Raw genomic sequence first — 12,352 nt, 5'->3', positions numbered from 1 at the left:
GCACCGGCCGACGGCGGACCCACAGCAGACGCACTACCAGGAGCACTGCACGAAGGGGAAGCCATGACAGCGACGACCGACGGAAGCACCGGGGCACTCCCGCCCCGGGCAGCCGCGGCCAGCGACACCGAGAACCCCGTGGCGGCCGGGGTGCACGAAGCCGCCGTACGCGCGGTCCGGCGCGCCACCGACTTCCTGCTGGCGAAGCAGGACGCCCAGGGCTGGTGGAAGGGCGACCTGGAGACGAACGTCACCATGGACGCCGAGGACCTGCTGCTCCGTCAGTTCCTGGGCATCCGCGACGAGCCGACCACCCACGCCGCCGCCCTGTTCATCCGCGGCGAGCAGCGCGAGGACGGCGCCTGGGCCACCTTCTACGGCGGGCCGGGCGAACTCTCCGCCACCATCGAGGCGTATGTCGCCCTGCGCCTGGCCGGCGACGCGCCGGACGCCCCGCACATGGCCAAGGCCTCCGCCTGGATCCGCGAGCAGGGCGGCATCGCCGCCGCCCGGGTCTTCACCCGGATCTGGCTGGCCCTGTTCGGCTGGTGGAAGTGGGAGGACCTGCCCGAACTCCCTCCGGAGCTCATCTACTTCCCCAAGTGGGTCCCGCTCAACATCTACGACTTCGGCTGCTGGGCCCGGCAGACCATCGTCCCACTGACGATCGTCTCCGCGAAGCGCCCGGTACGGCCCGCGCCGTTCCCGCTCGACGAACTGCACACCGACCCCGCCCACCCCAACCCGCCCAAACCCCTTGCCCCGGCAGCCAGTTGGGACGGAGCCTTCCAGCGGCTCGACAAGGCGCTGCACCAGCTGCGCAAGGTCGCCCCGCGCAGGCTGCGCAGAGCCGCCATGAACAGCGCCGCCCGCTGGATCATCGAGCGGCAGGAGAACGACGGCTGCTGGGGAGGCATCCAGCCGCCGGCGGTCTACTCGATCATCGCCCTGCACCTGCTCGGCTACGACCTCGAACATCCCGTGATGCGCGAGGGGTTGGTGTCGCTGGACCGTTTCGCGGTCTGGCGCGAGGACGGGGCCCGGATGATCGAGGCCTGTCAGTCGCCGGTCTGGGACACGTGCCTGGCGACCATCGCGCTCGTGGACGCCGGTGTGCCCGCCGACCATCCGCAGATCGTCAAGGCCGCGGACTGGATGCTGGGCGAGGAGATCGTCCGGCCCGGCGACTGGGCGGTCAAGCGGCCCCAACTGCCGCCGGGCGGCTGGGCGTTCGAGTTCCACAACGACAACTACCCCGACATCGACGACACCGCCGAGGTGGTCCTCGCGCTGCGCAGGGTCAAGCACCACGACCCGGAGCGGGTGAAGGGCGCGATCGGGCGCGGGGTGCGGTGGAACCTCGGGATGCAGTCGAAGAACGGGGCGTGGGGCGCCTTCGACGTCGACAACACCAGCCCGTTCCCCAACCGGCTGCCGTTCTGCGACTTCGGCGAGGTCATCGACCCGCCGTCGGCGGACGTCACCGCGCACGTCGTCGAAATGCTCGCCGTCGAGGGCCTCGCCCACGACCCGCGCACCCGGCGCGGCATCCAGTGGCTGCTCGCCGAACAGGAGCCGGACGGCTCGTGGTTCGGGCGCTGGGGCGTCAACTACGTCTACGGCACCGGGTCGGTGGTGCCCGCCCTGGTGGCGGCCGGGCTCCCGGGCTCGCACCCGGCGATCCGCCGGGCCGTGACCTGGCTGGAGTCCGTCCAGAACGACGACGGCGGCTGGGGCGAGGACCTGCGCTCCTACAAGTACGTCAAGGAGTGGAGCGGCAAGGGCGCCTCGACCGCCTCGCAGACCGCGTGGGCGCTGATGGCGCTGCTGGCCGCGGGGGAGAAGGACTCCAAGGCCGTCGAGCGCGGCATCGAGTGGCTCGCGGCCACCCAGCGGGAGGACGGCTCCTGGGACGAGCCGTACTTCACGGGGACCGGCTTCCCGTGGGACTTCTCGATCAACTACCACCTCTACCGGCAGGTGTTCCCGCTCACCGCGCTCGGCCGGTACGTCCACGGAGAGCCCTTCTCCGACCGGCACAAGGGCAGCTGATGAGCACCCCGCCCGCTCCGGTGCCGCTGCTGATCGCCTGCGCGCTCGGCATCGAGCAGTTCGCCCTGCGCACCAGCGACCGCGGCGGCGCCGGCGGGCCGGTCACCGTGCTCCGTACGGGCATGGGGCCCAGGGCTGCCGAGCGCTCCGTCACCCGGGTGCTGGCCGACCCGGCCCTGAGCGGGGCCGCGGTGCTCGCCACGGGCTTCTGCGCGGGGCTCGCTCCCGGTATGCACCCCGGCGATCTGGTCGTCGCCGAGGAGACTCGGGATCCGGGCGGAACCGTTCCGTGCGTCGGAACGGACCTACTCGTCAAAGAGCTCGCGCGGGCCGTCCCCGGCCGCACCGTCCACACCGGACCGCTCACCGGTTCCGACCACATCATCCGTGGTCAGGAACGGTCCGATCTGTGCGCGACCGGCGCAATCGCGGTCGACATGGAGTCGGCGGCCACGCTCCTGAGCGCCGTCCGCGCGGGCGAGCGCCCGGTTGCGGCCGTACGAGTGGTCGTGGACGCTCCAGAGCATGAACTCGTCCGGATCGGCACGTTGCGCGGTGGAATATCGGCTTTCCGTGTCCTTCGTTCCGTTCTCCCCGCTTTCTTCGAATGGCACCGTTCTTTGCTGCTCCCCAGGAGGTGAGCCAGATGGCCATGCCGCTGCGTCAATCCATCAAGGTCGCTACATACTTGGCCGAACAGAAGCTCCGCAGGCGGGACAAGTTTCCGCTGATCGTCGAGCTGGAACCGCTCTTCGCCTGCAACCTCAAGTGCGAGGGCTGCGGCAAGATCCAGCACCCGGCCGGAGTGCTCAAGCAGCGCATGCCGGTCGCGCAGGCGGTGGGAGCGGTGCTCGAATCCGGCGCGCCGATGGTGTCCATCGCCGGCGGTGAGCCGCTGATGCACCCCCAGATCGACGAGATCGTGCGCCAACTGGTGGCCAAACGGAAGTACGTGTTCCTGTGCACCAACGCCATGCTGCTGCGCAAGAAGATGGACAAGTTCACGCCCTCCCCGTACTTCGCCTTCGCGGTGCACATCGACGGCCTGCGCGAGCGGCACGACGAGTCCGTGGCGAAGGAGGGCGTCTTCGACGAGGCCGTGGAGGCGATCAAGGAGGCCAAGCGGCGCGGCTTCCGGGTCACCACCAACTCGACCTTCTTCAACACCGACACCCCGCAGACGATCATCGAGGTCCTCAACTACCTCAACGACGACCTCAAGGTCGACGAGATGATGATCTCGCCCGCCTACGCCTACGAGAAGGCCCCCGACCAGGAGCACTTCCTCGGCGTCGAGCAGACCCGCGAGCTGTTCAAGAAGGCCTTCGCGGGCGGCAACCGCAGGAAGTGGCGGCTCAACCACTCGCCGCTGTTCCTCGACTTCCTCGAAGGCAAGGTCGACTTCCCGTGCACCGCCTGGGCGATCCCGAACTACTCGCTGTTCGGCTGGCAGCGCCCCTGCTACCTGATGAGCGACGGGTACGTCCCCACGTACCGCGAGCTGATCGAGGACACCGACTGGGACAAGTACGGCCGCGGCAAGGACCCGCGCTGCGCCAACTGCATGGCGCACTGCGGCTACGAGCCCACCGCCGTCCTGGCCACCATGGGCTCGCTCAAGGAGTCGCTGCGCGCCATGCGTGAGACGGTCTCCGGGACCCGGGAGTGACGCCATGACCGCCATCTCCTTGGGTGTCCCCGAGGTACCCCTCCGGCCGATCGCCGAGCGGCGCGTGTCGCGGCAGATCCAGGTCGGCCCGGTGGCGGTCGGGGGCGGTGCCCCCGTGTCGGTGCAGTCGATGACGACGACCCGTACGTCCGACATCGGCGCCACCCTCCAGCAGATCGCGGAACTCACCGCGTCCGGCTGCCAGATCGTCCGCGTCGCCTGCCCCACGCAGGACGACGCGGACGCCCTCGCGACCATCGCCCGCAAGTCGCAGATCCCGGTGATCGCGGACATCCACTTCCAGCCCAAGTACGTGTTCGCCGCGATCGAGGCGGGCTGTGCGGCCGTACGGGTCAATCCCGGCAACATCAAGCAGTTCGACGACAAGGTCAAGGAGATCGCGCGGGCCGCCAAGGACCACGGCACGCCGATCCGCATCGGCGTGAACGCCGGGTCGCTCGACAGGCGGCTGCTGCAGAAGTACGGCAAGGCGACGCCGGAGGCGCTGGTGGAGTCGGCGCTGTGGGAGGCGTCGCTCTTCGAGGAGCACGACTTCCGGGACATCAAGATCTCGGTGAAGCACAACGACCCCGTGGTGATGGTCAACGCCTATCAGCTGCTCGCCGAGCAGTGCGACTATCCGCTGCACCTCGGGGTGACCGAGGCCGGCCCCGCCTTCCAGGGCACGATCAAGTCGGCCGTCGCCTTCGGCGCGCTGCTGTCGCGGGGGATCGGCGACACCATCCGGGTGTCCCTGAGTGCCCCGCCCGCCGAGGAGGTCAAGGTCGGCATCCAGATCCTGGAGTCACTGGGCCTCAGGCAGCGGCGTCTGGAAATCGTCTCCTGCCCGTCGTGTGGCCGCGCCCAGGTCGACGTCTACAAGCTGGCCGACGAGGTCACGGCGGGCCTCGAAGGCATGGAAGTGCCGTTGCGTGTCGCGGTCATGGGGTGTGTGGTCAACGGCCCCGGTGAGGCGCGGGAGGCGGATCTGGGGGTCGCCTCCGGCAACGGCAAGGGGCAGATCTTCGTGAAGGGCGAGGTCATCAAGACCGTCCCCGAGTCGAAGATCGTGGAGACCCTGATCGACGAGGCGATGAAGATCGCCGAGCAGATGGAGCAGGACGGGGCCGCATCGGGCGCCCCCACCGTCACGGGGACACCAGAAGTGACTGTGAGTTGAAGCAAGGCACGGACCGAGAGGGGGCCCGAGCGTGACGATTCTGGAGAGCATCCGGGGACCACGTGACCTGAAGGCGCTGTCCGAGGCGGAACTCGGTGAACTGTCCGACGAAATCAGGGAGTTCCTGGTGCACGCGGTCGCCAGGACCGGCGGACATCTCGGGCCCAACCTGGGGGTGGTGGAACTCTCCATCGCGCTCCACCGGGTCTTCGAGTCACCGGTCGACCGGATCGTCTGGGACACCGGTCACCAGAGTTACGTACACAAGCTCTTGACGGGGCGTCAGGACTTTTCCAAGCTGCGCGGCAAGGGAGGCCTGTCCGGCTACCCCTCGCGCGAGGAGTCCGAGCACGACATCGTCGAGAACAGCCACGCCTCCACCGCGCTCGGCTGGGCCGACGGGCTCGCCAAGGCCCGTCAGGTGCAGGGGGAGAAGGGCCACGTCGTCGCGGTGATCGGCGACGGGGCGCTCACCGGCGGCATGGCGTGGGAGGCACTGAACAACATCGCGGCCGCCAAGGACCGGCCGTTGATCATCGTCGTCAACGACAACGAGCGGTCGTACGCACCGACCATCGGGGGCCTCGCCAACCACCTCGCGACCCTGCGCACGACCGACAGCTACGAGAAGGTCCTGGCCTGGGGCAAGGACGTACTGCTGCGGACCCCGCTCGTGGGCAACACGATCTACGAGTCCCTGCACGGCGCGAAGAAGGGCTTCAAGGACGCCTTCGCCCCGCAGGGCATGTTCGAGGACCTGGGCCTGAAGTACGTCGGCCCGATCGACGGGCACGACATAGGGGCCGTCGAGTCCGCGCTCAGGCGTGCGAAACGCTTCCACGGGCCCGTCCTCGTCCACTGCCTCACGGAGAAGGGGCGCGGCTACGAGCCCGCCCTCGCCCACGAGGAGGACCACTTCCACACCGTCGGTGTGATGGACCCGCTGACCTGCGAGTCGCTCGCGCCGTCCAACGGGCCTTCCTGGACCTCGGTGTTCGGGGACGAGATCGTGCGGATCGGGGAGGAGCGCGAGGACGTCGTGGCGATCACGGCGGCCATGCTGCACCCGGTCGGGCTCGGCAAGTTCGCGGAGCGGTTCCCCGACCGGGTGTGGGACGTCGGGATCGCCGAGCAGCACGCGGCCGTGTCGGCGGCGGGGCTCGCGACGGGTGGACTGCACCCCGTCGTCGCCGTGTACGCGACGTTCTTGAACCGCGCCTTCGACCAGCTCCTCATGGATGTCGCGCTGCACCGGTGCGGGGTGACCTTCGTGCTGGACCGGGCCGGCGTCACCGGAGCCGACGGGCCCTCCCACAACGGCATGTGGGACATGTCGATCCTCCAGGTCGTGCCCGGCCTCAGGATCGCCGCGCCGCGCGACGCCGACCAGCTGCGGGCACAGCTGCGGGAGGCCGTGGCCGTCGACGACGCGCCGACCCTGGTGCGGTTCCCGAAGGAGTCGGTCGGGCCGTCGATCCCGGCGGTCGACCGGGTGGGCGGGCTGGACGTACTGCATCGGGACACCGGCGAGCCGGATGTCCTGCTGGTCGCCGTCGGCGTGATGGCCCCGGTGTGCCTCCAGGCCGCCGAACTGCTCCAGGCCCGCGGGATCAACTGCACCGTCGTGGACCCACGGTGGGTCAAGCCCGTCGATCCCGCGCTCGCGCCCCTGGCCGTACAGCACCGGTTGGTGGCCGTCGTGGAGGACAACAGCCGCTCGTCCGGGGTCGGCGCCGCCGTGGCGCTGGCGCTGGGCGACGCCGATGTCGACGTGCCCGTACGCCGGTTCGGCATCCCGGAGCAGTTCCTCGCGCATGCCAAGCGGAGCGAGGTGCTCGCCGACATCGGGCTCACGCCCGTCGAGATCGCCGGACGGATCAGCGCGAGCCTGGCCCTCAAGGAGGCCGAGGACGGTCTCGCCGGGGCGAAGCGGGGCGACGGCGGCCAGGGCGGTCGTAGCGTCGTGCCGGTCAACGGAAACGCCGTGCCGGGCAAGGGGAAAGCCGTGCCGGGCAAGGGGAAAGCCGTGCCGGGCAAGGAGAAGGCCGTGTCGGTCAAGGAGAAGGCGGAATGACCACCGAGTTCGACCTCGGCAGACTCCTGTCCGAGCGCGGAGCCGAGCGCTACGAGCTGCACGCCAGGTATCTCAACCACCAGCTCCCGCGCATGCTGCACACCATCGGCTTCGACAAGGTCTACGAGCGGGCCGAGGGCGCGTACTTCTGGGACGCGGACGGCGACGACCACCTCGACATGCTCGCCGGGTTCGGGGTGATGGGCCTGGGGCGCCACCACCCCGTCGTCCGCAAGGCGCTGCACGACGTCCTCGACGCCTCCCTCGCCGACCTCACCCGCTTCGATTGCCAGCCGCTGCCCGGGCTGCTGGCGGAGAAGCTGCTCGCACACAGCCCGCACCTGGACCGGGTGTTCTTCGGCAACAGCGGTACGGAGGCGGTGGAGACCGCTCTGAAGTTCGCGCGGTTCGTCACGGGGAAGCCGCGGATCCTGTACTGCGACCACGCCTTCCACGGGCTGACCACCGGCTCCCTGTCCGTCAACGGCGAGTCCGGCTTCCGGGACGGCTTCGCCCCGCTGCTGCCCGACACGGCCGTACCACTGGGCGATCTCGACGCCCTGGCACGGGAGTTGACCAAGGGTGACGTCGCCGCCCTGATCGTCGAGCCGATCCAGGGCAAGGGCGTGCACGAGGCTCCGCCCGGCTATCTGCGCGCGGCCCAGGAACTGCTGCGCCGTCACAAGGCGCTACTGATCGCCGACGAGGTGCAGACGGGCCTCGGCCGTACCGGCGACTTCTACGCCTACCAGCACGAGGACGGTGTCGAGCCGGACCTGGTGTGCGTGGCCAAGGCGCTGTCCGGTGGCTATGTGCCGGTGGGCGCCACCCTCGGCAAGGACTGGATCTTCAAGAAGGTCTACTCGTCCATGGACCGCGTGCTGGTCCACTCGGCGAGCTTCGGGTCCAACGCGCAGGCCATGGCGGCCGGGCTCGCCGTGCTGTCCGTCATGGAGAACGAGCAGATCGTCGCGAACGCGCGGGCGACCGGGGAGCTGCTGAAATCCCGGCTCGCGGCGCTGATCGACAAGTACGAGCTGCTCGCCGACGTCCGTGGCCGCGGCCTGATGGTCGGCATCGAGTTCGGCAGGCCCCACTCGCTGAAGTTGCGGGGTCGGTGGACCATGCTGCAGGCCGCGCGCAAGGGCCTGTTCGCGCAGATGGTCGTCGTACCGCTGCTGCGGCGGCACCGGATCCTCACCCAGGTCTCCGGCGACCACCTGGAGGTGATCAAGCTGATTCCGCCGCTGATCATCGGCGAGCGGGAGGTGGACCGGTTCGTCGACGCCTTCACGGATGTGATGGACGACGCGCACAGTGGGGGCGGGCTGGTGTGGGACTTCGGCAAGACATTGATCAAGCAGGCGGTTGCCAACCGGTAGGCCCCGAAGATCAGCCTGGGATCTTTTGCCTCTGAGGCAAGGAATTTGCCGCAGAGGCAAGCCTCCGGCTGAATGGAGAGCATGAGCTCTTCCGAGATCGAGCCGGAGGCCGATTCGACGGGGCGGGAGGCCCTCCCCGTCGTCGCGCCCCAGCTCCGTGCGCTGCGCCGCCGCGCCTCCCTCACCCTGGAGGCCGCGGCCCGCGCCGCGGGGCTGTCGCCGGCCCACCTCTCCCGCCTGGAGACCGGGCAGCGTCAGCCCTCGCTGCCGATGCTGCTCGCGCTCGCGCGCATCTACGGTACGACCGTCTCCGAACTGCTCGGCGAAACGGTCGCCGACCGGGACGCCGTCGTGCGCGCCGCCGACATGGAACCGACCGCGGCGGGCGGCTGGACGTACTGGCAGGCAGGCGCGCCCGGGCGCGGGATGCAGGCCCTGCGCGTCCATGTGCCGTACGGCGCGCAGGGCGACATCGTGCGTGTGCACCCCGGCGAGGAGTGGCTCTACGTGCTCCAGGGGCGGCTTCGATTGCGCCTCGGGGACACCACGCACCGGCTCGCGCCCGGCGACAGCGCGCACTTCGACTCCCTGACCCCGCACCGTATCGCCGCCGAGGACCAGGGCGGGGTCGAGCTTCTCTTCGTCCACACCCTGCTGCAGAGCCCCACGGCCACGCTGTGCCTGGGCCCCACCCCTGGAGTGACGCCATGAGGGACATGGAGGAGCGGTTCCCGCGCGCCCTGTGGGTGCGACTCATCATCTACATCGCGGTGGGGCACGTGTTCGCGGCCTTCATCTACCTGCTGTTCGAGGTGGGTGCGAAGTAGATGTGCCGAGCGAGGAAGTAGATGTGCCGAGCGAGGAAGTAGATGTGCCGAGCGAGGAAGTAGATGCGCGGAGCCAAACACAGGTGCGGGGTGGGGGCGAGGCGGCGGCCGGGGGTCAGTCGAGCAGGCGCTCCCGCAGCCGCTCCCGGATCTCCGGGGTGACCCCCAGGCCCTGCTCCAGGTAGGTGTCGACGCCGCCCCACGTCTCCTTGATCGTCTCGAAGGCCGCCATGAGGTATTCGGCGCGTGCGTCGAAGAGCGGGCTGAGCAGCTCCATGACCTCGGGGGAGTAGGCCGAGGCGGAGCTGCTGCTGCGGTGCACCTTGTAGCGGCGGTGCTTGGCGTTGGACTCCAGGTAGTCGGTGAGGATCGCCTCGCGCTCGACGCCGAGAGCGAGCAGCGTCACAGCGATGGACAGCCCGGCGCGGTCCTTGCCGGCCGCGCAGTGCATCAGGGCGGGGACGCTGTCCTCCGCGAGCGCGTGCAGCACCCGGGAGTGCTCGGCGGTGCGCTCCTTGATGATCGTGCGGTACGAGGCGATCATCCGGCCCGCGCCCTTGCCGTCCGCCAGGATCGCCCTGAGCTCGTCGAGGTTGCCGTCCCGGACCATCTTCCAGAACTCGGCGCCGTCCGCGGGATCGGACAGCGGCAGGTTCACATTGCGTACGCCCGGCAGCTCGACGTCCGGCCCTTCGAGCTTCTGGTCGGCCGCGTTGCGGAAGTCGAAGATCGTGTGCAGCCCCAGGGAGTCCAGGAAGGCAGCGTCCTCCTCGGTCGCGTGCGCGAGGTGGCCGCTGCGGAACAGCACTCCGTACCGCACCCGCCGTCCGTCCACTGTCGGCAGTCCGCCCACATCGCGGAAGTTGCGAACTCCGGCCAGTTCGGGCTCGGTCGACGGGATCTGCTGCGTCACGGGGGCTCCTCCCAGTCGGCCCCGCCGACGCGGCTCTGCGGTGCGGCCGACGGGGTGCGTTCTCGACGATACGACATGGCTTCCTGGGCCAATGAGTTGTCCACAGGCGTTGCCTCGGCATCGCGGTGCGCATGATGATGTTGGTACTTGATTGCACCTGTTCGCATCTGTGAGGGCTTGATGCTGGAGATCTCCAACGACGGTCGTACGTGGCTCCTGACCGGGCCGACCAGCAGTTACGCCGTCCATCTGACCGAAGGCGACGAGCTCCTGCACCTCCACTGGGGGCCACGCATCGCCCTCGCCGACGCCGAGGCCCTCGCCGTGCGCCCGCTGCCGGCGTACTGGCCCTTCGAGTCCCCGCTCGATGGACGCGAGGAGTACCCGGTCGAGGGCGGCCCCCGCTTCGTGCGGCCCGCCCTGTCCGTGCGCACCGACGAGCGGCGCGGCACCGAGTGGGGTTTCGAGCGGTACGAGACCGGGGACGACGAACTGCGGTTGCGCTTTTGTGACGGCGGGCTGAGCGTCACCCTGCACTACCGGATGCGCGGGGACGTCGTGGAGCGGTGGGTGACCCTGGACAACCAGGGGCCCGCCCTGGAGGTGCTGCGCGCCGACTCGGCCACCTGGACGCTGCCCGACCGGGAGGACTGGCGGCTGTCCCAGCTGCACGGCCGCTGGGGCGCCGAGTCCCGGCTCGCGCGGTCCCCCCTCACCTACGGCGAGAAGGTCATCGGCAGCCGCCGCGGGCACACCGGGCACCAGCACCTGCCGTGGGTCGCGCTGGACACCGACGCCACCGAGGAGCGCGGCGAGGTCTACGGCTGCGCCCTCGGCTGGTCCGGATCCTGGCGTATTGCCGTGGCTCAACTCCCGGACGCGCGCGTGCAGATCACCGGCGGGACCGGATACGACGACTCGGGCCTGCTGCGGCTGGCCGCGGGGGAGTCCTTCACGACCCCCGTCTTCGCCGGACTGTGGAGCGACGGCGGCTTCGGCGGGGCGAGCCGGGCCTGGCACGCGTACCAGCGCGCGTACGTGATCCCGGACGCGGACCGGGACCGGCCGGTGCTGTTCAACTCCTGGGAGGCGACGGAGTTCGACATCTCCGAGGAGCAGCAGAGCGTGCTCGCGCGGCGGGCGGCGGCCATCGGCGTCGAACTGTTCGTGGTCGACGACGGCTGGTTCGGGACGCGCACCAGCGACCGCGCCGGGCTCGGCGACTGGACGCCCAACCCCGACCGCTTCCCGTCGGGGCTCAAGCCGCTCGCCGAACACGTGCACGCGCTCGGGATGGAGTTCGGCATCTGGGTCGAACCGGAAATGGTCAACCCGGACAGCGAGCTTTACCGCGCTCACCCGGACTGGGTTCAGCACCAAACGGGACGAAAGCGGACGGAGTTCCGCAATCAACTCGTGCTGAACCTGGCGCGCGACGACGTCCAGGAGTACCTCTGGGAGCGGCTCGACGGGCTCCTCTCCAGCGCCCCGATCGACTATGTGAAGTGGGACTTCAACCGCTGCTTCACCGACGCCGGCTGGCCCGGTGAGCCCTATCCGCAGCGCCTGTGGGTCGACCACGTGCGCGCCCTGTACCGCCTGCTGGACCGGCTGCGGGCCGCGCACCCGGGCGTCGCCTTCGAGTCCTGCTCGGGCGGCGGCGGTCGGATCGACCTCGGCGTGCTGAGCCGTACGGACCAGGTGTGGACCTCCGACAACACCGACCCCCTCGACCGGCTCGCCATCCAGCACGGCTTCAGTCAGATCCATCCCGCCCGGGTCATGGCCGCCTGGGTCACCGACAGCCCGAACGCCATGCTCAACCACCGGGCCAGCTCGCTGCGCTTCCGGTTCGTGAGTGCCATGGCGGGCGTGCTCGGCGTCGGCGGTGACCTCTCCGAGTGGAGCGAGGAAGAGCTCGCCGAGGCCCGGAAATGGGTGACGCTCTACAAGGAGATCCGGCCCGTGGTGCAGCGCGGCGACCTCTATCGGCTGCGGCCGCCGCGGGGCGGGCTGAGCGCGGTGCAGTACGTACTCGGGGACGAGACGGTCGTCCTCGCCTGGCTCCAGGCCCAGAGCTACGGCGAATCCCTGCCGGCCTTGCGGCTGCGCGCCCTCGACCCGACAGAGTCGTACGAATGCCTTGAAACGGGCGAAATTCACCGAGGTGCCGTACTGGTGCATCACGGACTGCGCACCGGATTGCAGGGTGACCTTGATGCGACGGTTATCCGACTGCGTCGCATCTAGGGGTT

10 protein-coding genes are annotated in these 12,352 nt (G+C 69.8%); 9 read left to right on the top strand and 1 reads right to left on the bottom strand.

Annotated elements, in window-relative coordinates:
• Positions 1-63 precede the first annotated feature (63 nt).
• The 8 genes from shc to ACTMVF_RS16200 all read left to right on the top strand — a co-directional run bounded on the left by shc (position 64) and on the right by ACTMVF_RS16200 (position 9,184).
• Positions 64-2,052, top strand: coding sequence for a squalene--hopene cyclase (gene shc / locus ACTMVF_RS16235; protein WP_441271726.1), 1,989 nt, complete (start codon positions 64-66; stop codon positions 2,050-2,052).
• Positions 2,052-2,693, top strand: coding sequence for a phosphorylase family protein (locus tag ACTMVF_RS16230; RefSeq protein ID WP_441271725.1), 642 nt, complete (start codon positions 2,052-2,054; stop codon positions 2,691-2,693). Before shc ends, ACTMVF_RS16230 begins: the two co-directional genes overlap by 1 nt.
• Positions 2,694-2,698: 5 nt before the next feature.
• Positions 2,699-3,721 (top strand): adenosyl-hopene transferase HpnH, encoded by a 1,023-nt coding sequence (gene hpnH, locus ACTMVF_RS16225; protein WP_441271724.1) that lies wholly within the window; start codon positions 2,699-2,701, stop codon positions 3,719-3,721.
• A gap of 4 nt (positions 3,722-3,725) precedes the next feature.
• Positions 3,726-4,901, top strand: a complete 1,176-nt coding sequence (gene ispG / locus ACTMVF_RS16220) for a flavodoxin-dependent (E)-4-hydroxy-3-methylbut-2-enyl-diphosphate synthase (RefSeq protein ID WP_441271723.1) — start codon at positions 3,726-3,728, stop codon at positions 4,899-4,901.
• Between the two features lie 31 nt (positions 4,902-4,932).
• Positions 4,933-6,975, top strand: coding sequence for a 1-deoxy-D-xylulose-5-phosphate synthase (gene dxs / locus ACTMVF_RS16215; protein ID WP_441271722.1), 2,043 nt, complete (start codon positions 4,933-4,935; stop codon positions 6,973-6,975).
• Positions 6,972-8,357 (top strand): aspartate aminotransferase family protein, encoded by a 1,386-nt coding sequence (locus ACTMVF_RS16210; RefSeq protein WP_441271721.1) that lies wholly within the window; start codon positions 6,972-6,974, stop codon positions 8,355-8,357. The genes dxs and ACTMVF_RS16210 overlap by 4 nt, the downstream gene beginning before the upstream one ends.
• 81 nt (positions 8,358-8,438) lie before the next feature.
• A complete protein-coding gene (locus tag ACTMVF_RS16205) occupies positions 8,439-9,068 on the top strand; it encodes a helix-turn-helix domain-containing protein (RefSeq protein ID WP_441271720.1) in 630 nt (209 codons plus the stop codon).
• Positions 9,065-9,184 carry a DUF6126 family protein gene (locus ACTMVF_RS16200; RefSeq protein WP_441271719.1) on the top strand — a complete coding sequence of 40 codons (120 nt, stop codon included), beginning with the start codon at positions 9,065-9,067 and terminating at the stop codon, positions 9,182-9,184. The genes ACTMVF_RS16205 and ACTMVF_RS16200 overlap by 4 nt, the downstream gene beginning before the upstream one ends.
• A gap of 115 nt (positions 9,185-9,299) precedes the next feature.
• Here the strand turns inward: ACTMVF_RS16200 and ACTMVF_RS16195 are convergent, their stop codons facing one another.
• A complete protein-coding gene (locus ACTMVF_RS16195) occupies positions 9,300-10,097 on the bottom strand; it encodes a tyrosine-protein phosphatase (protein WP_441271718.1) in 798 nt (265 codons plus the stop codon).
• A gap of 180 nt (positions 10,098-10,277) precedes the next feature.
• Between ACTMVF_RS16195 and ACTMVF_RS16190 the strand changes: the two genes are divergently transcribed.
• Complete coding sequence (locus tag ACTMVF_RS16190) at positions 10,278-12,347, top strand: alpha-galactosidase (protein ID WP_441271717.1); 2,070 nt, start codon at positions 10,278-10,280, stop codon at positions 12,345-12,347.
• Positions 12,348-12,352: the final 5 nt, after the last annotated feature.

The sequence above is a fragment of the Streptomyces sp. SD31 genome (genome assembly GCF_052068475.1).
GTDB lineage: Bacteria > Actinomycetota > Actinomycetes > Streptomycetales > Streptomycetaceae > Streptomyces.
Note: the sequence above shows the minus strand (reverse complement) of the source record. Positions and strands in the feature narration are given on the sequence as shown.

What these genes read in the sequence shown, in the direction of transcription:
- ACTMVF_RS16200 (WP_441271719.1), top strand. Translation starts at nt 9,065, where the DNA reads ATGAGGGACATGGAGGAGCGGTTCCCGCGCGCCCTGTGGGTGCGACTC.
- ispG (WP_441271723.1), top strand. Translation starts at nt 3,726, where the DNA reads ATGACCGCCATCTCCTTGGGTGTCCCCGAGGTACCCCTCCGGCCGATC.
- ACTMVF_RS16210 (WP_441271721.1), top strand. Translation starts at nt 6,972, where the DNA reads ATGACCACCGAGTTCGACCTCGGCAGACTCCTGTCCGAGCGCGGAGCC.
- hpnH (WP_441271724.1), top strand. Translation starts at nt 2,699, where the DNA reads ATGGCCATGCCGCTGCGTCAATCCATCAAGGTCGCTACATACTTGGCC.
- ACTMVF_RS16205 (WP_441271720.1), top strand. Translation starts at nt 8,439, where the DNA reads ATGAGCTCTTCCGAGATCGAGCCGGAGGCCGATTCGACGGGGCGGGAG.
- ACTMVF_RS16190 (WP_441271717.1), top strand. Translation starts at nt 10,278, where the DNA reads ATGCTGGAGATCTCCAACGACGGTCGTACGTGGCTCCTGACCGGGCCG.
- ACTMVF_RS16230 (WP_441271725.1), top strand. Translation starts at nt 2,052, where the DNA reads ATGAGCACCCCGCCCGCTCCGGTGCCGCTGCTGATCGCCTGCGCGCTC.
- shc (WP_441271726.1), top strand. Translation starts at nt 64, where the DNA reads ATGACAGCGACGACCGACGGAAGCACCGGGGCACTCCCGCCCCGGGCA.